Here is a 21,057-nt window from a genome sequence, read left to right on the forward strand (position 1 = left end):
AAGTGGAAGAAAGGGGCTGCCCATGCAGACGAGGAAGAAGAAAGCCATACTCTTATATGTTGCCCTCATGCTTCTGCTCGTCTGCATGACCGCTGGATGCAGCAAGCAGGAGGAGTCAAGCGAACAAAACGAGCCCTCTGGTAACGATTCATCCAATACGCTGGTGATTGGTGCTTATAGTGTAGCGAAAGATGCTGTAGGCGAATTGCTGCCCAAGTTCCAAGAGGAGTGGAAGGCAAAAACCGGACAGACAATTAACTTTCAAGAGTCCTATGAAGCTTCTGGCACACAGGCAAGAGCCATCGTTGGTGGATTCGAGGCTGATGTGGCCTTGCTCGCGATGGAGAGTGATATCGAGAAGTTGGTCAAAGCCGATCTGGTTAGCTCTGATTGGAAACAGACCCCTAATGAGGGCATGATCACCCGTTCAATTGTTGTTCTGGGCACAAGAGCGGGCAACCCGCTCGGTATTCGTGATTTTCAGGACTTAACCAAGCCAGGAGTGAAGGTACTGTACCCCAATCCAAAGACATCCGGAGGAGCACAATGGGACATTAATGCCATTTATGGTGCCGGATTGAAACTGTCGGAGGAGCAAGAGGGGAAGAAAGATCCTGCCGCAGCCAAGGCTTTTCTCGAACAGGTACATCGTAACGTTGAATCATTGGACAAGAGTGGGCGTTCTTCGATGGCGGCATTTGAATATGGTGTGGGTGATGTCATCGTCACGTATGAAAATGAATTGCTTGCCCGGATCGCCAAAGGTGTAGATTATGACATCGTCATTCCAAAAAATACGATCCTGATTGAGAACCCGGCAGTTGTGGTGAATAAATATGCCGATAAACATGGAAATCGCGAACTGGCAGAAGCCTTTGTCGCCTATCTGCGTACACCAGAAGCGCAGCGTATTTTTGCCAAGCATGGTTTTCGTTCAGTAGATCCGGATGTATTTGCACAGACGGAGTCGACATTCCCAACGCCAGAAGGACTATTTGATATCAACTATCTGGGTGGATGGGACGAGGTACGCAGTACGTTGTACTCCAAACGCGGCGTGTGGTATCAGGTGCTCGCTGGATTATGAGTATTGCTGATGTAATCGAATAGGTAACCGAGCATGTGGATACAAAACCTTCATTTCAATGGAAGTAGAGATGGAGGTTTTTTACTGCCAAAAGGTTATAATAGAGGTATACTGAATCATGATTGTTACATAGTACTAGCAGGAAGGTGTGAGTTGGATGAGTGTAGAGATCAAATTATCCCAAAGTACAGCGATTCGACTGGAGCAGGCCCGCGGTAAGGGGATGCCTGAGGAAGAAATATTAAAAGCCATTCAAGCCAAAGACGTTTCCGCTTTTGACGCCGTGTCTGAAGAGGAATACCGATATAATGAATTTTTCTCATATGCGGACGAGCATGGTGAAAATCTGGAGGCAGCAGTGAAAGACGGCTACCGGATTACCTTTAACACGCGTGGTGGACTCGGAATCTGGTTGGAAAAGGCCTTTAAGGTACAGCCAGAGAGAGACTTCACAGTGGGTGAAGGAATCGTTACCGGATTACAGTTGAAACCGGAGCAGGCAGAGGTACTGGCGAAGCGGCTTGCATCGAACTGGGTCATTACGGATTCGAAGGATGTACCTGCGGGTCAGGAACTGACGTTGAAGCTGCGGGCACTGGTATAGTTCCAGTGCTATGTGGGTGTGACTCGAAATAATCGGTCGTGGCCTGTTTAAAAGGTAAGGCCTGATCTTCATGCGGATGACCCGCTTATAAGGTTGCACCACATGCTGACGAAGCGTACGCTCCCGAATGGAGCGAAGCATGGAATTAAAGTCTGACGGTGAACGGTCAGACCACAGACTGTCCCGAATTGCAGTGGCTAACTGCAGCGGGATGGTCTTTTTTTTGCAAAAACAGAGGTGGACGATTACAATTTACATATCATTAATTCAGGGGGAATGCGGATTGAATCAGCTAACATTTCTGGGCACTGGCGATGCGATGGGCGTTCCACGTGTGTATTGTGATTGCGAAGTATGTACAGAGGCGAGGCTTACGGGAGAAAATAAACGCAAACGTTCTTCTGTTCTGATTGACGGTGGTGGGAACGGTACGTGTGAACAGTTCATGATTGACTGCGGACCGGACTGGAGATCACAGATGGAGGATCAGGGATTGCGTATGGTGCATACGCTGCTCATCACTCATGCGCATTTTGACCATATTGGAGGATTGCCGGAATGGGCGGATGCATGCCGCTGGTTGGGTGTAAAGGGGCGTTTGTATGCACCACGCGAAGTGATTGCTACCATTCAGGGACAGTTTCCCTGGTTGGGTCGTCATATGGACTTTCTTGAAACGGATGATGATATTGAACTAGGCTGCTGGAAGGTACATTCTTGGAAAGTGTGCCATGGACATAACGGGTATTCTTACGCCTATCGATTGGATCAGGGTGGGTATAGCTGGGCGTACTGTTCAGATGCCATTGACCTGAAGGACGCCGAGAAAGAGCCATTGCACGGACTGGATCTGCTGGTGCTGGGAACAAGCTTTGTGCATGAACTTGCGGAATTCTCCACACGTTCCGTGTACGATATGCGCGAGGCGCAGGAGCTGCTGCGGGAACTGAAGCCAGGTCATACTTATTTTACACATATGTCTCATGACGTTGATGTACGGCAGAATTATAATCTGGATCAAGGTATTACGATTGCCCTTACCGGGATGAAGGTGCCGCTTGGAACATTAAAGCTGGAAACAAATGCGTAACTCAACTTAATGAGCGTTACAAAAATAAATTCAGAAGAGCGTATCCTTTCAAAGGGGTTCTTCGTTTACATAGTGTAAGTCAAAATCAATCAGGAACCAGCAAAGGGGGGCCCCCAAGATGGCCTTTGTGAAGTCCGTGGATTGCAGAATCAACAGACCACATGATGATGGTAAACAAGATAAATTCGATATTGAATCTAATGGCAACGACAGAAAAAATCAATTGAACCAGAACGTCCATACCGTACTACCCGATCTGATGGGTTCGTTGTATGCGTATTGTTTATCTCTGACGAAATCAGTTCCAGACACGGAGGATCTGGTTCAGGAGACCTGTCTCAAAGTATTATCGTCGAATGGTGTTGGAACTTCCGAGATGAATAAAGATATAAACTGGGAAGCTTATCTGATCCGTATTGCACGCAACAGCTGGATTGATATCTTACGTCAGCGTGAGAGATTAGCATATAAACTGGATAGCTTGAAGCCGCTTCTGCACGAGATGGAGGAGGAAAGACGATTCGAGGAGTTGGAGTCTGCTGTTCAACTTCTTGTAGATAAGCTACCACCGTGGCAGCGAGTGATATATGTATTACGTGAATTAATGGGTTATAAGGCGGCAGAGACTGCGGAAATGCTGGATACGACAGAAGGCGCTGTGAAAGCGGCGTTAAGTCGTGCCCGCTCTGCCATAGCTGAAGTGAGGCACAGGTTGGAACAATCGGACGCTGAATTGCAGTATGAAGCAGGCGCAGTGGAAAACAATCGGGAGGAACTGCGCAACTATCTGTTGGCATTTCGTAATGGAGATACAGCTCGAATCATTGATCTGTGCCTGAATCGGACTGATGATCCGATGGCTGTGGCGGGTACTATTTTGCAGCAGGCTTTGCCGTCTCCATCCATGCAGCCAATGATGTACGGGCACTCCACTTCTGGTATGAACTCGATGTCGTATGGAGGTGGGTACACGATCAACATGGTTGCCTAAACCGAGGAGGCGACACACATGAATGTAGTACCCTATGTGGTGGAACAGACTGCTCGCGGAGAGCGGAGTTATGATATTTATTCCCGTTTGCTCAAAGACAGGATCATTATGGTGTCCGGAGAGATTGAGGATCAGATGGCAAATGCCATCGTGGCCCAGTTATTGTTTTTGACTGCAGAAGACCCGGAGAAGGACATCCAGATGTACATCAACAGCCCTGGTGGGTCGGTGACTGCGGGGTTCTCGATCTATGATACGATGCAATTTGTGAAGCCGGATATCTCTACGATCTGTACAGGTATGGCGGCAAGCTTTGGCACGATTTTGCTGGTCGGTGGAACAAAGGGCAAGCGTATGGCGTTGCCGAACAGTGAGATCATGATCCATCAGCCACATGGCGGTACGCGAGGGCAGGCGTCGGATATGCTGATTCATGCTAACCGCATCATTCAGCATCGTCAGCGCCTTAACAAGCTGTTAGCCGACCATACAGGACAGTCAATTGAGCGGATTGAGAAGGACTCGGATCGAGACTATTTCCTGACCGCTGCTGAAGCAGTCGAATATGGATTGGTGGATAAGGTCATATCCAGCACATAACATTAGCCTGGGAGGTCATATGACCTTTCGGGCTTGATTAATCAAGAGGACGAACAGGAAACTGACGTCCTCTTTTTGTCGTCCAGATTAGCTAGCCCGTGTCTATGGATCGAATCAGAATGAGAATAATGTGAAATAAAGATTGACCATCGGTAGGTATAGTGTATATATTATATATATACACTATACCTACTGAAAACTACGTAACATCAATGAGGTGAGGAAAGATTAACATTTTAATATCGAATGCTTCGAGCGATCCGATCTACATGCAGATTCTAACTCAGATCAGACAGAGCATCTTGAGCGGAGAATTGGTTGCTGGAGATAGTCTTCCCTCCATTCGGCAACTCGCCAAGGATCTGCAAGTCAGTGTTATTACAACTAAACGTGTCTATGAAGAGCTGGAGAAGGAGAAACTGATCGATTCAGTTGTAGGCAAAGGGAGCTTTGTATCCGGAGCCAATCAGGACTTTATTCGAGAGCGGCGGATGAAACAATTGGAAGAGAAGATGCTCGAAGTGATTCGAGAGAGCAGAGAACTGGGCATGAGTTCACAGGATGTAATCCATCATCTTACATTGTTGGTTGAGGAGGAATAAGCATAATGAACGCTATCGAATTACGTAATGTAACCAAAACGTATCCCTTATTTAAAGTAGATAATGTATCTCTGGATGTGAAAAAAGGGTATATCACGGGACTTATTGGTCCGAATGGGGCGGGAAAGAGTACTTTGATCAAAATGATCACGGGTCTGATCCAGCCCGATAAGGGGAGCCTCAAGACATTGGGCAGTGAGATGCCAAATCAGGAAGTTGATATCAAGCAACGCCTTGGCATTGTGTCCGATGAATGCTTTTATTATGAGCATCTAACGATCCGGGAGATGACACAAATGATCGCTCCTTTTTACACCAAATGGGATAATAAAGCGTTCAATGACTACTTGGATCAGTTCGAACTGTCTCCCAAAAAGAAAATTCAGGATCTGTCCAAAGGCATGAAGATTAAGTATTCTCTCGCTGTGGCTTTGTCGCATGAAGCGGATCTGCTGATTATGGATGAACCGACATCCGGGCTTGATCCTGTGTTTAGGCGGGAACTGCTTGATCTGCTTGCAGATATGATACAGGACGAAACAAGGTCTATTATTTTCTCAACGCATATTACGACGGATCTGGAACGTATTGCAGACTACATTACGTTTATTCATCAAGGGAAACTGGTGTTTAACGAGGCAAAAGATGATGTGCTGGAAAGGTATACGATTGTAAAAGGGGATATGAGTCTGCTTGATTCCGACATTCGGAAACATTTCATCGGAATACGCGAGACAGCCGTTGGTTTTGAAGCATTGTCGGATCATAAGGTAGAGGCCGAACAGTTATTTGGGAGGTTAGCTCTTTTACAAAGACCTACGTTAGAAGACCTCATTTATTTTACGGCGAAGGGAGGACGCAAATATGCTTAACTTGCTTCGTAAAGATTTCATTGTACTAAAAAGTTCACTGTGGACGATTGGGTTATACCTGGTGGTATTTAGTCTCGCCTTTATACCTAAGAGTGAAATGTCAATGTATTTTGTAGGCATCTACACAGCCTTTGGTTCGGTCATGCTGGCAACCATGATTGATATCAAGAACCATAATCACAATTTCCTGGTTACACTCCCCGTTAGCCGCAAACAGATTGTGAAAGCCAAGTACCTCTCAGCCATAGTCTATACGTTATTCGGGGTGCTCGCGTCGTTTGGGATTCATCAGCTTGTGAACCTGAATTATCCTGAACTGAACAAGCCGAATTATTCACTTAGGGATATTGTCATTGCCGTAGGCATGGTGCTTGTATTAGTTTCCCTATACATGCCTCTTTTCTACGGACTTAGCAAAAAAGGTGCTGGTATCATCAATGCGATATTCATGGTCTGCATGATTATATTGGCGCAACCCGTTGCGTACCTCATGAGTATGGCCAACGAGAACGGTATGATTACCACAACGACAATGGCATTGGTTTCCGTAGGCATTATAGGTTTGTTTTTGGTGTCCTATCTCATTACCATTCGCTTGTTTGCAAGAAAAGACCTTTAAGCACAGAGCGGGTGCAGGTAGAGAATATAGAACACCAAAAGTAAAGTCGCCATAAGGCGACTTTTTTTGATGCAGCGATACGAGTGGCAAATTGCACTTGAAATTCTTCGGAGTGACGTCAGTTCCAAGGAATCCAAACCTTACATTTCTTTCGCAAGCGTAATGAGCCTGCTCATCCCTTCCCGAATCTGCTGCTCATGTGCATAAGAGAAGGACAGGCGCAGCTTGCGACTGGCTGAATGATCCGAAGAATCAAATACGGTTCCGGGTACAAAGGCAACGGATTGTTCCATGCATCGGTGAAGCAGTCTCCCTGTATCCACACCCTCAGGAAGCTCCACCCAAAAGTTGAGTCCGCCCTCCGGCCGGGTCCACGTCCAGTCCGTTTCCAGCAGAGATTGTTCCATCACTTCCATCCGTAGCTGGATGGCGGTCCGCAGCTTGGACAGGTGCTGATGCATACGTTCTGACTGAAAATAACGGAGAAAAAGCTTCTGGTTCAGAAGGGGCGTTCCGTTATCTGTCAGTGATTTTACAGCCTGTAGTCCCGGCATGAAACGCTGACGGCATATGATGGCTGCAATTCGTAGCCCGGGTGCAACATACTTGCTGTAACTGCGGATGTACAGGGTGTGTCCTGTGGTGTCGTAGGTGAAAATGGGTGCAGGAGGTTTCTCCTTAAAATAGATATCATAGGTGCTGTCGTCTTCGAGCAAAAAACAACCATACTGTTCTGCAAGTTCGGGTAACTGCTTACGCTGTTCTACTGGAACATTAACGCCGGTTGGATTATGAAAAGTTGGCGTCGTGTAGAATAAGCGTGGTTTCTCCGATTTCATCAGATGCTCAATCTGCTCCAGATCATAACCATCCGAGTGAATATCCGTAAAGATCAGACGAGCACCCTGCTTGCGGAAAATCTCCATTGCTGGTCCATACGTAGGCCGTTCCATCAACACCCGATCCCCGGGCTTGACCAGCGTCCGCGAGATGACATCAATCGCTTGCTGCGCCCCCGAAGTAATGAGCACTTCGTCTGCAGAGAGGTAAAAGCGTTCTTTTTTCGTCAGATGGCTTGCCAGCGCACTTCGCAATTCCAGATCACCCTGAATTGTGGAATACGTTCCGAGCAAACGAGGATATTGATCCAGCAGATCACGCATTAGTTCACCCCAATAACGGTTGGGCAGCAAAGAGGGATCGATTAACGATTTGGAAAATTGGTATTCTGCTTCAAGGGACTGTACCCGTGCAAGTGAATCCCAATGCAGCCAGGCAGACACGGCGGGATCATCCGCCTGATCCGTTACTGAGAATGGAGTCGCTGGGCTGACATAATAGCCAGACTTATCCTTCACATAAACATTCCCACGTTCCTTTAACTCCTGATAGGCTTTGAATACGGTCAGACGATGTACGCCGAGTAGCTCGGACAGGCTTCGTACAGATGGCAGTTTTTCATGTTCGGCCCACTCTCCCGCTTCTATACGTACAACGAGATAATGGATGACTTGCTCATATAATTTCAGGCTGTTATCTGTCATCATCATGGTTCTGCCCACCCGGCTCACACTCCTTTTGAACTCTATTGTAACAGCTAATGGGAGAAAACTGTTCTGTTTTGTTCATTCTGTTCTGTAGACCATGAGATATGATGGAGAACAGATAAAGGAGTGGTTATCATGGTGGGGATTGCATTTACGGTCATGTGTCTTATTTTCGGTACAACATTTCTGGCTATTAAAATTGGAGTAGAGGCAGGCATGCCGCCTTTTCTGTCAGCCGGATTACGATTTGTAATCGCGGGAGCGCTGATGTTTGCATGGATGAGGATGAAGGGCAAAGTGAGCTGGTCGCTCCTGTTCCGCAAGGAGATGCTGTTGACGGGAGCGGGGCTGACCTTCGGCACCTTTGCCACATTATATTGGGCCGAACAGCATGTGAGCTCGGGTGTGGGTGCCATTCTGTCGGCGACAGGGCCTTTGATGATTATGTTGATGCAGACGGCGCTGTTACGGCAAAAAACATCTGCCCGTATGATTACAGGCTGCCTGATCGGGTTCACCGGTGTGGTACTGGTTGTGTTGCCAGGTGTATCGCTTGGTGCAGGTTCCCTGTTTATGTGGGGTTGTATCGCGGTACTGGTAGGGGAAGTCTGTTATTCAGCAGGTGCATTGTACTCCAAAAAGGTTATTCATCAGTTCAAGGAGGCTAGTCCTGTAGCGATCAATGCGGTGCAGATGATGTATGGGGGACTGCTGTTATCCCTGCTCTCGGTCGGAACGGAATCGTGGAGTATGTCTGCTCTGGACTGGGTGCCTGCTGTGTCGTCGGTGATCTATCTGACTGTCATCGGCTCCATGGTGGGGCATAGTCTGTTCTATTGGATTATGTCGCGTACCAACCCATTGTTTCCAGCAACATGGTTATACATTTCACCACCCATTGCCGTAGGGCTTGGTGCTGTTGTCTACGGTGAGCATGTCAGCTGGGTTACATGGATCGGTGTAGTGCTGGTCGTTTCAGGTCTGCTGGCGATGAATGAGAAGGTGAGCGGCTGGTTGAAGAAAAGAAGTCGTGCGAGGATGACAGTGCAGGCTTCCGAATCTGTTTTAAAATAGGTAAAGTTTGAAGGTATGCAGCTCAATCTCAAAATCAGCCATTGATTTTAGGTTGAGCTGTTTGTTACTCCGACATGATATTCTCGTTAACCAGTAGGTAGTAATATTCATCCATCTGTTCTGCCGTAACATTTTCTTCGAAATGTTGTATCCACCACATCACAAGTAAACGAATCACCCCCGAGTGAAACTCGGCAACAAGTTCTATGGGAAGTGAAAATTGTTTACCTCTTCTCTTCAATTCCAGAAAATCTCGTCTGAATATCTCTCCGATATAATGTATGAAAAAGTTGTTAAACCCCTCATCCTTCTGTTGGTTCTGCACTATGGTCTCCAGTACATTTCCAAACAGAATTTTAGATACGCTTTGCAAAGGCTGTTGTAGCCGCTCTTCTACATTCATGTGTAAATAACCCCGAAGGACCCAAGTTAGGGTGGAGGACAGTAGAGCAAATTTATCCTTGAAATGTTTGTAAAACGTTGTTCGGTGAACCATAGCTTTGTCACATATTTCATTAATTGTGATGTTGCTGAATAGCTGACCTTTCTCACATAACAGATCGAGAAGCGCCATCGTTAACAATTTATGAGTTCGGGTAACTCTCAAATCCACCTTTTTATCAATCATTTTCATCTACATCATTTCCTTATTGTAGTTTAGCTATATAGTATCCTGATATTGATTCTTACTTGATGCGAGATTCCAAGTGTATATTGGTATTATAAGTAATTTTTTGATAGGGCTACAAGTGTAGATAAAATATGATGGATTAGAGAGGATGAAGTGGCGATGTCCGACATGAAAAAAGCTGTGGTAATTGGGGCAGGTATTGCAGGATTAATCACTGCAAGGATGTTATCTGATTATTATGATGAGGTATGTATCATTGAGCGAGATGAATTGCCTTCTGAGCCGGCGAATCGGCAGGGTGTGCCTCAATCCTTTCATCCACATCGTGTATTACCGCGCGGCGGACTCATTCTGGAACATTACTTTCCCGGATACAATGATGAATTGGTCGCGCTTGGTGCCATTCCTTCACATGAAGAGAAGTTTATGATTGCCAATCGCTACGGTACATTAGTTAATAAAGCGAATGCTGCTTCTTCATTCAAAATTGCATCGAGCAGCAGAGCTCTGCTGGAATGGGTATTGCGTCAGCGAGTCCAGAACATAGATCATATAAGCTTCTTAACGAGTACGGAAGTTACCGGGTTAATGGCATCAGAAGATCAGCGTTCGATTACAGGCGTGTATATCAAAGAAAGAGGTCGGGATAATGGGAAAGAAATGCTTGCAGCAGATATGGTTATTGATGCCGCGGGGCGTTCTTCCAAATTGATCAGATGGCTTGAACAGATAGGGTTGTCCGTGCCTGAGCCGGAAGTGCTGAAGGTGTCTCTTGGTTACAGCACCCGCTATTATAAGATACCATCCTCTATTCAAAATGATTGGGGAACGGTGATAACAGAGTCCGATCCTGTGCAAGGAATTCGTGCAGGCATGTTGTGGCGCATTGAAAATGATATCGCTGGACTGTTACTGTTCAACGCAGGAGGAGATGAATATCCGTCAACCCATCCGGATGAGTTCCAAGAGCAAATCAAACATCTGTTTGCTTCGGATGAAATCGTAGCGTTGGCAGACCAGCTGGAGCCTTTTCAAGGGCCGAGGGGATACCGTATTTCCGAGTCTGTTCGTCAACATTTTGAACTGATGGAGAATTGGCCCTCCGGATTACTTGTCCTTGGCGATGCATTTTGCAGCTTCGATCCGATCCATGGTCAAGGCATGACGGTCGCTGCAATTGAAGCCGAGACCATAGCGAAATGTTTGGATGAGCAGCGAATGCATCCTGAGCCGCAGTTTGAGCGCCAAGTGTTGCTTCGTATGCAGCAGGCTATTGAACCGGCCTGGTGGCTTAGTTCGGTGGCTGATCTGCGTTGGAAAGGGGTCGAACATGTTGGGCCTTCCCGAATGAGAGGGGTTGCGTTTGCTCAGAAGTATATAAACTTGTTTACTAAGCAGGCGATGAAAAAGGCGAGTCAGGAAAATAATAAACATCTCTTTTTTACCCAGTTCCTGATGAATGCTCTAATCCTTCCTCCAAGTGAATACTTTAAAGGTGAAATCCTGAACATGATCCTGAACGACAATGGTTCCAAAGAAGAAATGGAGTTAAGAGCAGAGCTTGGTGTCCAAGATCCGGAGCTGTTCCAGCAAAGAATAGATGAGATCATTCCGTCATTTCAACTGGAATTTGATGGGCAAATCAAAAAACTGCTGGAGTCTTTCCAGCATGCCGTGACCAAGTAAGATACTGGATAATGAACAGATTTTTAAAATCAAAAAAACAGCCCTGCACGGCGAAATTCGCCGATTGGGCTGTTCGTTGATCTTATTTACTCTGCGTTCAGCACAAACTTCTCGATAACCTCTTTTACACCGTCTTCGTTATTACTTGCCGTAATGTAGTCCGCCAGCTCTTTCAGCGCAGGGATGGCATTTCCCATCGCTACACCAAGACCAGCAACTTCGAGCATCTCATGGTCGTTCCAGGAGTCGCCGATGGCAATACACTCGCTGAGCTGGTGACCGAAATGGTCAGCCAGGAAGGTCAGGGCGTGGCCTTTAGTTCCTTCGTTGTGCATGATCTCCAGGAAGTAAGGTTTGGACTTTGTGATATGGACTTGAGGTCCGAGCAATTCACGCAGGTCAACGGCAACCTTATCCAAGTAGTCTGGCTCATCGATAATAAGCAGCTTCGGAGTTTTTTGTTCGATCACTTTGATGAAATCAGATTCGATATAATATTGGGTACCGTTTAATTTGGCATAATCACGCAGCTTGTCGTTTTCCTCACGGGCATACAGCTTGTCGTCAATGTATGTTTGAAGGTGGAGATTGTTCTCCAGGCAGTAATCATACAATTTGCGGGAAGCTTCCTGTGGAACATAACGCTCATAGAGGACTTTTTCGTCCAGCAGGTTTTTCACCAATGCGCCTTGATACGTGATGATCGGCACGTTAAGTCCGGTTTGACGAGCAAGCGCTTGTGCGGAAGCATAAGCACGTCCAGTCGCCAGCGTTACAGTTACACCATGGGCAACTGCTTGTTCCAGTGCAGTCTGTGTAGCAGGGGTTACTTCCTTGTTGTCGTTGATCAGTGTGTCATCAATGTCAATTGCGATTAATTTGTAGGTCATCTGTGTTTCTCTCCTTTTTTATCTGTATCTATATTAACGAACGAAAAATAAGTTTTACACGAGGCCACTCCGAATACAGATTCATCTTTCGATCGCTGTTATCCCCGGATTTTTGATTCCATTCCCCAAGGGGAAATCCGTTGATAGCTTATGCTTCCGATGTAGCTTTCTTTCAGAAAGCTTTAAGCGAACGCTTCGCTTCTCCCGATAAATTCTGTCTTCTCCGTTAACGTGTAATCTTAGACTTCGTTCTAAAACTATACTTACATCTAAATTTTATTCTTCTAGAAAAACAAGGCCGATAAAGTCTTCCAGCTCAAGGTTGCCGAAGTAATGTTTTACATCCAGGCCTTCAAGTGCAGTACGCACCTCGGTTTCCTCATACCTCTTGCCGCGTAGCATATTTTCGATATCCGCCACATCGCCTACACCGAAGAAGTCGCCAAAGATTTTGATATCTTCGATGCGTCCATCCTTGATGTTCATGCGCAGATCGATGATGCCTACAGGGAATTTGCGAGTGTGCTTCACATTGCTTTCCGGAGACAAGCCATAGTTCCAGTCCCAGTTGTTATAACGCTCAGCGGAGATTTCTTTGATTTTGTCCCAGTCTTTGTCAGTGAGCGTGTACTGTGGAACGTCCTTAGGCTCCATCCGGAAAATGTGACGTAACAGCTCATCGCGGAACTGCTCAATCGTCAGGTTGGTGTCAATCAGATCCCGTATGTTGGCGACCCGGCTGCGCACGGACTTGGTGCTCTTGGATTTGAACTTCTCGGGATTGACGTTCAGGGAAGCCTGAACATGCTCCAGATTCAGATCAAACATCAATGTGCCATGACTGAACATGCGCCCACGTGTGGAAAACTGGGCATTGCCCGAAATTTTCTTTTCGCCTACTTGCAGATCATTACGCCCGGTCAACTCGGCATTTACACCAAGCTCGTGCAAAGCTTCAACCACAGGCTGGGTGAACTTGCGGAAATTGTGGAAGGATTGACCGTCATCCGCTGTAATAAAACTGAAATTCAGGTTGCCCAGATCGTGATATACCGCTCCGCCTCCCGAAAGACGACGAACCACCTGCACACCGTTATCCTGAACGTACTCGATATTAATTTCTTCAATCGTATTTTGATGTTTTCCGATGATGATCGACGGACGGTTGATGTAAAACAGCAGATAGCTGTCATCCTCCATCGGCAGATGCTTCAGAATGTACTCCTCAATGGCGAGGTTTACAGAAGGATCTGTAATGCCCTGGTTGTCTACAAACAGCATGGTCATTCCTCCATTAATGTATGTGAGGGATTGCTAGTCCCTTATGTAGTGAACCTTGTATATCAAAAGGAACCGAAATTCCTCTTCTATTGTAAACGAATTATGGTTGGGACACAAAGAAAACAGGATTGACCCACACCTCCCGTGCCATCCATAATAAAAAGGACATACAGAAAGGATGACGGAAGAATGACCGGTTATATCGAAGTGTTCGGACATGGCGGGGACGTGGAGACGGCTGCGTCACGATTTGGGAGGGAAGCCGCTGATTTTCTGGACTTCAGTGCCAACATTAATCCGCTCGGTCCACCCAGAGGAGTGCTGGAGGCTATACAGCAAGGATTGCAGTCGGTGATTCGGTATCCCGATCCGGCGCATCGGGGATTCAAAGCACTACTGAGCGAGCGTCTTGGTGTGATGCAGGAGCAGATTTCCGTGGGCAACGGTGCAGCCGAGAGTATGGCGCTCATTCTGCTGGGGCTTGCCCCGCGCAAGGTGGGTACTGTGGAACCGGGATTCTCGGAGTACCGGGCGTTGGCACGACAATTCGGTGCCGAAGTTGTGCATACGGAGGGCAGAGAAGAACTGGCGTGGCGAGCGGAACCCGGGGACATTGAGCAGCTCATGGAAAAGGTAGACCTGCTCTTCCTCGGCCAACCCAACAATCCAAACGGTGTACAATATCCGCTTGAAGTATTACAAAGACTTGCCCGCAAAGCGGAAGTAACGGGAACCGTACTTGTCATTGACGAGGCCTTTATGGATTTTATTCCGGTAGCCCGGCGCCAGTCCCTGGCAGCACATCTGAATGACTATCCAAATGTGATCATCATTCGCTCGATGACAAAGTTTTATGCCATTCCGGGCTTGCGTCTTGGATATGCTCTGGGCCGTGCAGAATACATTCAGGCGATGACGAAGAAACAGGTGACCTGGAGTGTCAACGGTCTGGCGCTCATGGCAGGGGAAGCCTGTCTGCGCAGCGGAGAACGGTACGAACAGGAAACCATATCACTGATCACGCGGGAACGGGGGCATCTCATCGCAGGACTGCAGGCGTACGGGTTTACGGTGACACCGGGAGAGGCGAACTTTATTTTGGCACGTGTGCCGGCCCCTTGGACAGCGGCATCAATGCAGGAGGCGTTGGGCCGAAGAGGCATTCTGATTCGCAGCTGTGCCATGTATCCGGGGCTTGACAAAGGGCATGTACGTTTCGCGGTCAAGGATGCAGATGCCAATGCTACATTACTCGAAGTGCTGGGCGGCGTGCTGGAAACCAAGGGATATCCGAATGTCGATCAGACCTCCATTCATGAATCAAGTCAGCAGGAGCAGACAAAAGATTCGGAACAGGCACAGGGAGGGAAGCGGTCGTGACACTCCCGTTTTATAACTACTTTACGAATGGAGAAACAGGTGAGAATAAATATGCGGCCTCTTCCTGGCCGGGACTGATCATATCTGCACATGAACGACATATCAAAGCACAGAGCCCAATGGCTGTCCAAGCGCTATCAAGTGCGGTATATGGTGGCGGGATGCTTGAACTGGATCGCATTTTTAACATCTATGTGGACAGGCATTACCGCTGTGATGATCCGCCGCGTGATATCGAACAAGCGCTGAACGAATGGCATGAGCCGCGGGATCAATGTGCCGGATTATTGACGGCCGTAAGGCTGGAGCATACCTCCATTCAGGAATATACAAGTGATGAATTTGGTCTTCTGTGCTGCACCACTGCGGGTGTATCGAATGCAGCACGTGCGGGGTCGGAGAGAACGGTATTTGATACGGCGGGAAATAAGAAGATGTCTTCCGGCAGGGAGCGCTCTGCTCCTTCAGCACGGAATCTAACGAGTCACCCCTATGTCCCGGGTACAATTAACATCATGCTCTGGTTGAATGGACGCATGACCACCGGGGCGATGGTGAATGCGGTACAGACGGCGGTTGAAGCCAAAACGGCCGCGCTGGCGGATGCGGGTGTTCTGGATTCGGAGAACGGGTTGCCCGCCACCGGTACCACAACCGATGCCATTGTGTTGGCGGTACGTCAGGCAGTGGAGGAACCTCATCCGATGATCAATTATGCCGGGACAGCAACTACGGCAGGGGCGGCAATCGGCAGATTGGTATACGACACGGTGACGGAGAGCCTTCAGGCCGGACTGTTATGGAAAGAGAGGATCAGGCACAAATGACTTTTGAGCTGGAGCATCTATGGACCTGGTCATTCTGGACAGGCATGGCGGGAGCCTGGATTATTATACTGGCGTACCTGTTGGACCGATGTATCGGAGATCCGCGCTGGATTCCCCACCCGGTGATTGGCATGGGAAAAGGCATCTCGGCATTGGAGCGTGTCATTCGCTCGCGTGTGCGCACAGAATTGGGGCTGAAGAGAGCGGGGCTGTTGTTCCCAATTGTGATTGCAGGGGGTTCTTTTGCCATCACCTGGGGACTCGTATATGTGCTTGGGCTGATTCATCCTGTCATTGCAGCGGCAGCTGAAGTGGTGCTCATTGCAACGACCATTGCTTCAAAAGGGCTGAAGGATGCAGGTATGGAAGTGTATCGTCATCTGAAGCAGCAGGATTGGCCGGCGGCCAGACGTTCACTGGGCATGATTGTTGGACGTGATACGGCACATCTCGACGAACCGGAGGTTGTGCGGGGAACGGTAGAGACGGTTGCTGAAAATATCGTTGATGCCATTGTATCACCGTTATTCTATGCACTTATTGGAGGCGCTCCACTAGCCATGGCTTATCGCGCCGTCAACACGTTGGATTCCATGGTCGGATATAAAAATGACAAGTATCTGCATCTTGGCTGGGCCTCGGCCCGTCTGGATGATGTGGCGAACTGGATCCCTGCCCGGCTGACCGCGATTCTTTTAATCCTGGGTGCCTGGGTTATGAAGATGGACGCGAAAGGAGCAGCACGCATGGTCGCACGGGATGCAAGACTGCACCCAAGTCCGAATAGCGGGTTTCCCGAATCGGCGGTGGCTGGAGCACTGGGCATCCGGCTTGGCGGACATAACGTGTATCATGGAGTTGCTTCATTTCGTGCCTACATGGGTGAAGCCACACGGCCGATGGAAGCCGAGGATATTGTGCGAACATCACGCCTGATGTTCTGGTCGGCAGGTGCTTTTGTGGTACTGTGCATGTTCATAACGCTGGGCGTGTGGCTGGCAGGAGGGACGCTGTTATGGCCGTAAATGAAGGGAATGCAGGCAATGAAGTACATATGGATCAACCTTGCCCGCTGAAACGAAACATTCTGTGGGTCCGTCACGGGACAACGCTGTGGAATGTGGAAAAAAGATACTTGGGGCATACCGACATCGGTCTGCTGCCAAATGCCAAAGAAGAACTGGCTCCGCTTCATGAACAATTGAGCGGTGTTTCGTGGAACGAGGTATATTGCAGTGATCTGCTTCGCTGCCGACAGACGCTGGAACAGATCCTTCCTGATGCCAACGCACAGGTGAAGTTTGACTCGCGTCTGCGTGAGAATGATTTTGGACAGTGGGAAGGGCTGACGTATGATCAGCTTAAGGATAATTCTGTGTACCGAAGCTGGATTGATGCGCCGCAGGAGGTCACTCCGCCCGGAGGGGAATCGTGGCAGGAGTTTACCGGACGGTTGGATTCCTTCCTCCAAGAGATGTTGTTGGAGGATCGTCCTTCGATGCACGTTGATGAGGGGCAAGTGCCAACCATGGTTGTGGTTACGCATGGTGGTGTCATCCGGTATGCCTTGTCCCGTCTGATTGCAGGGCTTGGGTTCTGGGATACACATGTTGTCCCGGGACAGGCGATTCAGGTTCAGCTTGAACAACAGGGGAATCAATGGTTTGGCAGCAGAGTGACTTTTCCGCCAATCGGGTTGTAAGGATGTACAATATACCCTATAATCACAACAGAAGTGTGACTTCAGCATGGATACATACACGCTGCAGGTGTGAAGCCTGAACGAGTATGTAGTATGCAGAAATTACACGGCAATGGTTTACCATATCAGCGACCAAGGGTCCCGCGTGTGAAGGCTGTCTTTTCATGGCAAATTAGTACGAGTCATGAAACACACAAGGGTGAAATGGGGAAGCCGGTGCAAATCCGGCACGGTCCCGCCACTGTAAAACAGGATGATTCCTGTAAGTCAGATTACCTGCCCTGGACGTACAAACCGGTGTTCCTTCGAGGAAAGGACAGCGTTTCGGGCTATTCTATGCGCATGGACAACCCTTGGTTGAACATGTACAGATCGCCATATGCGAGACGTCATCCCTGATCCTTGTCCAAGGATTGGGGATTTTTTATTGTTCATGTAAGATGAACCCAGACCAATTTTACACGAGGTCACTCCGATTGCAGTACCATCTTCCGATCGCTGTTATCCCCAGATTTTTTAATTCCCTTTTTGAAATGGAAAATCCGGTGATAAAGGCGAACACTTCGTTTCTTCAGATTGGTTCTGCACTCTCCGTTAGCGTGTAAATGTTGCAGTTCAAACCTTACACAGGAACACCAAGACATGGGGAATAAGAGTTCGAGCACGATGCAAGAAAATAGCGCAAATAGAGAAGGGGAGAATAACAGAATGAATTTCAAAAATTGGAAAAGCGTAGCGTCCCTGCTAAGTGCAGCGGCACTCGCACTGGCTTTGGCCGGATGTGGCAATGCAACAACAAACGAGGGCACAGGTACTTCACAGCAACCGGCACAGGAGCAATCCCAAGGCCAGGCGCAGACGGACCTCAAAACACAATATCCACTTACCGTTACGGATGCAACGGGTGAATCGTTCACCTTTGAAAAGGCACCAGCCAAAATCGTATCCGTGTCTCCGGCTGAGACGGAATCCCTGTTTGCCCTTGGATTGGACGATCAAATCGTTGGTGTATCCGACTATGACGATTATCCGGAAGCGGCAACAACCAAAGCTAAAATGGGCGGTATCACCAAGCCCAATGAAGAGTCCATTATTGCAGCTGAAGCCGACATTGTCTTCACAGGTATCTCCATGAGCGAAGATGCGGTGAAGAAACTGCGTGAACTGGGCATTACCATTTTCAAAACGGATCCTAAATCCATTGACGATGTGATGAATAATATCGAAACCTTCGGTAAAATTACCGATCATCAGGAAAAAGCACAAGAAATCATCACTCAGATGAAACAGGACGTTACGGATGTAACGGAAGCAGTGAAGGCAGTTAAACCGGAAGATAAGAAAAAAGTATACGTTGAATTCTCCCCAGGCTGGACTGTGGGTAAAGGCGAATTTATGGATGAACTCATCACTGTAGCCGGTGGCAGCAATATTGCTTCGGACAAAGAGGGTTGGTATGAAATCAATGAAGAGAACGTGATTGCCTCCAACCCGGATGTGATTTTGTATGCTAATGATGTAATTGATGAAAACTCCAAAACACTGGATCAGATCATCAAGGCGCGCAGTGGCTGGGATCAAATTACGGCTGTGAAAAATGACGCGGTTATTGGCCTGGATGCCAACCTGCTGAGCCGTCCGGGTCCACGGGTAACTCAAGGGTTGAAAGAAGTAGCCAAAGCGATCTACCCTGACTTATTCCAATGAGTAAAAAGCTGATCCTGTTCGGAACGACGGGCATGGTGCTGCTGGTGCTCACCGTGCTCATCTGCACGGGCATTGGTTCAGTAGCTTTGCCGATCCGGGATATTGCAGGTATCCTGATTCACAAAATTCCCTGGGTGGGCGATTGGATTACACCGGATTGGAATAAGGCAGCCGAACAGATTATCTGGAAAGTCAGATTCCCACGTGTACTGCTTGCCGTGCTCGTTGGCGCATCGTTGGCGATTGCTGGTGCGGGATTCCAGGGGGTTCTTCGGAACCCGCTGGCAGACCCGTTCACCCTGGGCGTATCATCCGGTGCTTCGGTGGGTGCAGCCTTTCTGATTTTCTTCGGATTGCAGTATGCACTGATCGGAATCTGGACGTTGCCACTGGTGGCGTTTTTGACGGGTGTAATCACGTTATGGTTTGTTATGGCACTGGCTCGTGAAGGGCGTAAAATACCTACACACAGCCTCATTCTGGCTGGTGTGGTCATGCAAAGTTTCCTGGGCGCAGTTGTTTCCTTCCTGTCGACCATGTCGAAACAGACGATTAATGAAATTATATACTGGACGATGGGAAGTCTGGCTCTGCGTGGGTGGTCGTATACGGCCATCCTTTTCCCGTATTTTCTGTTAGGGCTGGTCTTTCTCTGGAGCCGCGCACGCTCGTTGAATGTGCTTGCACTGGGAGAACGTCAAGCGGCACATATCGGGATCGGAGTGGACAGGCTCAAGCTGTCCGTGCTGGCAGTTGGCACACTGCTGACTGCAGGCGCTGTCTCGGTATCAGGTGTCATCGGATTCGTTGGATTGGTGATCCCGCATATGTTGCGGCTGGTGGTGGGACCGGATTACCGACTGCTGGTACCTTTGTCAGCCATTGGTGGAGCGATCTTCATGGTGTGGGCAGATACCATAGCAAGGTCGTTGCTGGCGCCAACTGAAATTCCGCTCGGTGTTGTCACCGCCTTTGTTGGTGCGCCATTCTTTGCTTACCTGCTGCACCGGAACAAAAAGTTGCAGAAGGGGATGATGCCATGAATTCCAGTACCAGTTCCAACTCGACTTCACTTATCTCCATTAAGGGAGCAGGGAAGTCATATGGCAATCATCAGGCATTGCGTAATGTAGACTGGCATGTTGGCGAAGGTGACTGGTGGGGAGTTGTCGGACCAAACGGCAGCGGCAAGTCCACTCTGATCCAGCTTATTGCTGGAACGGAACAGTTAAGCGAAGGTCAGATCCATATCGATGGTCGGGATATCAGCTCATACAGCCGTAAGGACTTGTCACGCATGATTGCTGTATTGCAGCAGGACGGTTTGCCACCTATCTCCTATCCCGTACGGGACGTGGTGGAGATGGGGCGATATCCGTACCAGAACTGGCTGGGGCGGGAAACGGGTGATGGGGCACTTGTGGTGGACAGAGTGCTTGAAGATCTGGGATTGACAGAGCTGGCGGACAGACCGCTGGATGCACTCAGCGGGGGACAACGGCAGCGGGTCGCACTAGCCAAAGTTATGGCTCAGGAGCCGAGGTTACTTCTGCTGGACGAGCCGACCACGTTTCTGGATATTAAATATCAATTGCAATTTATGGAATTGTTATCGGCATGGCGACAGAGAAATAACATTACAATTGTGGCTGTGCTGCATGATTTGAATCTGGCCGCGTTATTTTGCGATCACATTCTGGCGCTCCGTGAGGGCATGGCGGTTGGAAAGGGCACGCCTCATACGTTGATCAACGATGAGAATATCCAGGATATATTTCGCGTCAAACCCGCGATTGTCTCCCATCCCGACCATGCCATACCTCAACTGCTGCTGCGGCGGGACATCGATTAAATGAAGCGGGGCAAC

General features: G+C 48.4%; 21 protein-coding genes and 1 riboswitch. Of the genes, 17 read left to right on the top strand and 4 right to left on the bottom strand.

Annotation, left to right across the window (positions count from 1 at the left end):
* Positions 1 to 22: 22 nt before the first annotated feature.
* The 8 genes from MHI12_RS07115 to MHI12_RS07150 all read left to right on the top strand — a co-directional run bounded on the left by MHI12_RS07115 (position 23) and on the right by MHI12_RS07150 (position 6,465).
* Positions 23 to 1,087 carry a sulfate ABC transporter substrate-binding protein gene (locus MHI12_RS07115; protein WP_036610768.1) on the top strand — a complete coding sequence of 355 codons (1,065 nt, stop codon included), beginning with the start codon at positions 23 to 25 and terminating at the stop codon, positions 1,085 to 1,087.
* 157 nt (positions 1,088 to 1,244) lie between these two features.
* Positions 1,245 to 1,691: a hypothetical protein gene (locus tag MHI12_RS07120; protein WP_405171955.1), complete on the top strand. Its 447-nt coding sequence runs from the start codon at positions 1,245 to 1,247 to the stop codon at positions 1,689 to 1,691.
* A gap of 283 nt (positions 1,692 to 1,974) precedes the next feature.
* On the top strand, positions 1,975 to 2,781 hold the full coding sequence (locus MHI12_RS07125; protein WP_405171956.1) for an MBL fold metallo-hydrolase: 807 nt from the start codon (positions 1,975 to 1,977) through the stop codon (positions 2,779 to 2,781).
* Between the two features lie 118 nt (positions 2,782 to 2,899).
* Entirely contained in the window at positions 2,900 to 3,772 is an 873-nt protein-coding gene (locus tag MHI12_RS07130) for an RNA polymerase sigma factor (protein WP_405171957.1), read from the top strand.
* An 18-nt stretch (positions 3,773 to 3,790) separates the two neighbouring features.
* Complete coding sequence (gene clpP, locus MHI12_RS07135) at positions 3,791 to 4,372, top strand: ATP-dependent Clp endopeptidase proteolytic subunit ClpP (RefSeq protein ID WP_036610761.1); 582 nt, start codon at positions 3,791 to 3,793, stop codon at positions 4,370 to 4,372.
* 227 nt (positions 4,373 to 4,599) lie between these two features.
* Positions 4,600 to 4,974, top strand: a complete 375-nt coding sequence (locus tag MHI12_RS07140; protein WP_036610760.1) for a GntR family transcriptional regulator — start codon at positions 4,600 to 4,602, stop codon at positions 4,972 to 4,974.
* A 5-nt stretch (positions 4,975 to 4,979) separates the two neighbouring features.
* Positions 4,980 to 5,846 (top strand): ABC transporter ATP-binding protein, encoded by an 867-nt coding sequence (locus MHI12_RS07145; RefSeq protein WP_405171958.1) that lies wholly within the window; start codon positions 4,980 to 4,982, stop codon positions 5,844 to 5,846.
* Positions 5,839 to 6,465 (top strand): ABC-2 transporter permease, encoded by a 627-nt coding sequence (locus MHI12_RS07150; RefSeq protein WP_405171959.1) that lies wholly within the window; start codon positions 5,839 to 5,841, stop codon positions 6,463 to 6,465. The genes MHI12_RS07145 and MHI12_RS07150 overlap by 8 nt, the downstream gene beginning before the upstream one ends.
* 140 nt (positions 6,466 to 6,605) lie before the next feature.
* On the opposite strand, the gene MHI12_RS07155 is transcribed toward MHI12_RS07150, so the two are convergent.
* Complete coding sequence (locus tag MHI12_RS07155; RefSeq protein ID WP_405171960.1) at positions 6,606 to 8,027, bottom strand: PLP-dependent aminotransferase family protein; 1,422 nt, start codon at positions 8,025 to 8,027, stop codon at positions 6,606 to 6,608.
* 120 nt (positions 8,028 to 8,147) lie between these two features.
* Between MHI12_RS07155 and MHI12_RS07160 the strand changes: the two genes are divergently transcribed.
* Complete coding sequence (locus tag MHI12_RS07160; protein WP_405171961.1) at positions 8,148 to 9,086, top strand: DMT family transporter; 939 nt, start codon at positions 8,148 to 8,150, stop codon at positions 9,084 to 9,086.
* 64 nt (positions 9,087 to 9,150) lie between these two features.
* On the opposite strand, the gene MHI12_RS07165 is transcribed toward MHI12_RS07160, so the two are convergent.
* On the bottom strand, positions 9,151 to 9,720 hold the full coding sequence (locus MHI12_RS07165; RefSeq protein WP_405171962.1) for a TetR/AcrR family transcriptional regulator: 570 nt from the start codon (positions 9,718 to 9,720) through the stop codon (positions 9,151 to 9,153).
* A gap of 156 nt (positions 9,721 to 9,876) precedes the next feature.
* Here MHI12_RS07165 and MHI12_RS07170 point away from each other — a divergent pair, with 156 nt between their 5' ends.
* Positions 9,877 to 11,403: an NAD(P)/FAD-dependent oxidoreductase gene (locus MHI12_RS07170; protein ID WP_405171963.1), complete on the top strand. Its 1,527-nt coding sequence runs from the start codon at positions 9,877 to 9,879 to the stop codon at positions 11,401 to 11,403.
* 86 nt (positions 11,404 to 11,489) lie between these two features.
* Here the strand turns inward: MHI12_RS07170 and MHI12_RS07175 are convergent, their stop codons facing one another.
* Both MHI12_RS07175 and MHI12_RS07180 read right to left on the bottom strand, forming a co-directional pair.
* Entirely contained in the window at positions 11,490 to 12,293 is an 804-nt protein-coding gene (locus MHI12_RS07175; RefSeq protein ID WP_062833159.1) for a Cof-type HAD-IIB family hydrolase, read from the bottom strand.
* 276 nt (positions 12,294 to 12,569) lie between these two features.
* Positions 12,570 to 13,574 carry a lipoate--protein ligase gene (locus tag MHI12_RS07180; protein WP_289391551.1) on the bottom strand — a complete coding sequence of 335 codons (1,005 nt, stop codon included), beginning with the start codon at positions 13,572 to 13,574 and terminating at the stop codon, positions 12,570 to 12,572.
* Between the two features lie 189 nt (positions 13,575 to 13,763).
* Here MHI12_RS07180 and cobD point away from each other — a divergent pair, with 189 nt between their 5' ends.
* The 7 genes from cobD to MHI12_RS07215 all read left to right on the top strand — a co-directional run bounded on the left by cobD (position 13,764) and on the right by MHI12_RS07215 (position 21,042).
* The gene (gene cobD / locus MHI12_RS07185) at positions 13,764 to 14,954 is read left to right on the top strand and encodes a threonine-phosphate decarboxylase CobD (protein ID WP_405171964.1); all 1,191 of its coding nucleotides are present in this window, start codon (positions 13,764 to 13,766) and stop codon (positions 14,952 to 14,954) included.
* The gene (locus MHI12_RS07190) at positions 14,951 to 15,781 is read left to right on the top strand and encodes an adenosylcobinamide amidohydrolase (RefSeq protein WP_405171965.1); all 831 of its coding nucleotides are present in this window, start codon (positions 14,951 to 14,953) and stop codon (positions 15,779 to 15,781) included. Before cobD ends, MHI12_RS07190 begins: the two co-directional genes overlap by 4 nt.
* A gap of 44 nt (positions 15,782 to 15,825) precedes the next feature.
* Positions 15,826 to 16,806, top strand: coding sequence for an adenosylcobinamide-phosphate synthase CbiB (gene cbiB, locus MHI12_RS07195; protein WP_405172950.1), 981 nt, complete (start codon positions 15,826 to 15,828; stop codon positions 16,804 to 16,806).
* Complete coding sequence (locus tag MHI12_RS07200; RefSeq protein ID WP_405171966.1) at positions 16,797 to 17,483, top strand: histidine phosphatase family protein; 687 nt, start codon at positions 16,797 to 16,799, stop codon at positions 17,481 to 17,483. Before cbiB ends, MHI12_RS07200 begins: the two co-directional genes overlap by 10 nt.
* A gap of 180 nt (positions 17,484 to 17,663) precedes the next feature.
* Positions 17,664 to 17,782: riboswitch (cobalamin riboswitch) on the top strand.
* Between the two features lie 409 nt (positions 17,783 to 18,191).
* Positions 18,192 to 19,190 carry an ABC transporter substrate-binding protein gene (locus MHI12_RS07205; protein WP_074094019.1) on the top strand — a complete coding sequence of 333 codons (999 nt, stop codon included), beginning with the start codon at positions 18,192 to 18,194 and terminating at the stop codon, positions 19,188 to 19,190.
* Entirely contained in the window at positions 19,187 to 20,233 is a 1,047-nt protein-coding gene (locus tag MHI12_RS07210) for an iron ABC transporter permease (protein WP_133386799.1), read from the top strand. Before MHI12_RS07205 ends, MHI12_RS07210 begins: the two co-directional genes overlap by 4 nt.
* Positions 20,230 to 21,042, top strand: a complete 813-nt coding sequence (locus tag MHI12_RS07215) for an ABC transporter ATP-binding protein (protein ID WP_405171967.1) — start codon at positions 20,230 to 20,232, stop codon at positions 21,040 to 21,042. Before MHI12_RS07210 ends, MHI12_RS07215 begins: the two co-directional genes overlap by 4 nt.
* The last annotated feature ends 15 nt before the right edge of the window (positions 21,043 to 21,057 follow it).

It is taken from the genome of Paenibacillus sp. FSL H8-0280 (genome assembly GCF_045040665.1).
Taxonomy (GTDB): Bacteria; Bacillota; Bacilli; order Paenibacillales; family Paenibacillaceae; genus Paenibacillus; species Paenibacillus xylanexedens_A.

Bases quoted from the DNA above. Each gene is read 5' to 3' on its own strand.
- MHI12_RS07115 (WP_036610768.1), top strand. From the start codon at position 23: ATGCAGACGAGGAAGAAGAAAGCCATACTCTTATATGTTGCCCTCATG.
- MHI12_RS07120 (WP_405171955.1), top strand. From the start codon at position 1,245: ATGAGTGTAGAGATCAAATTATCCCAAAGTACAGCGATTCGACTGGAG.
- MHI12_RS07130 (WP_405171957.1), top strand. From the start codon at position 2,900: ATGGCCTTTGTGAAGTCCGTGGATTGCAGAATCAACAGACCACATGAT.
- clpP (WP_036610761.1), top strand. From the start codon at position 3,791: ATGAATGTAGTACCCTATGTGGTGGAACAGACTGCTCGCGGAGAGCGG.
- MHI12_RS07145 (WP_405171958.1), top strand. From the start codon at position 4,980: ATGAACGCTATCGAATTACGTAATGTAACCAAAACGTATCCCTTATTT.
- MHI12_RS07150 (WP_405171959.1), top strand. From the start codon at position 5,839: ATGCTTAACTTGCTTCGTAAAGATTTCATTGTACTAAAAAGTTCACTG.
- MHI12_RS07160 (WP_405171961.1), top strand. From the start codon at position 8,148: ATGGTGGGGATTGCATTTACGGTCATGTGTCTTATTTTCGGTACAACA.
- MHI12_RS07165 (WP_405171962.1), bottom strand. From the start codon at position 9,720: ATGAAAATGATTGATAAAAAGGTGGATTTGAGAGTTACCCGAACTCAT.
- MHI12_RS07170 (WP_405171963.1), top strand. From the start codon at position 9,877: ATGTCCGACATGAAAAAAGCTGTGGTAATTGGGGCAGGTATTGCAGGA.
- MHI12_RS07175 (WP_062833159.1), bottom strand. From the start codon at position 12,293: ATGACCTACAAATTAATCGCAATTGACATTGATGACACACTGATCAAC.
- MHI12_RS07180 (WP_289391551.1), bottom strand. From the start codon at position 13,574: ATGCTGTTTGTAGACAACCAGGGCATTACAGATCCTTCTGTAAACCTC.
- cobD (WP_405171964.1), top strand. From the start codon at position 13,764: ATGACCGGTTATATCGAAGTGTTCGGACATGGCGGGGACGTGGAGACG.
- cbiB (WP_405172950.1), top strand. From the start codon at position 15,826: ATGGCGGGAGCCTGGATTATTATACTGGCGTACCTGTTGGACCGATGT.
- MHI12_RS07200 (WP_405171966.1), top strand. From the start codon at position 16,797: ATGGCCGTAAATGAAGGGAATGCAGGCAATGAAGTACATATGGATCAA.
- MHI12_RS07205 (WP_074094019.1), top strand. From the start codon at position 18,192: ATGAATTTCAAAAATTGGAAAAGCGTAGCGTCCCTGCTAAGTGCAGCG.
- MHI12_RS07210 (WP_133386799.1), top strand. From the start codon at position 19,187: ATGAGTAAAAAGCTGATCCTGTTCGGAACGACGGGCATGGTGCTGCTG.
- MHI12_RS07215 (WP_405171967.1), top strand. From the start codon at position 20,230: ATGAATTCCAGTACCAGTTCCAACTCGACTTCACTTATCTCCATTAAG.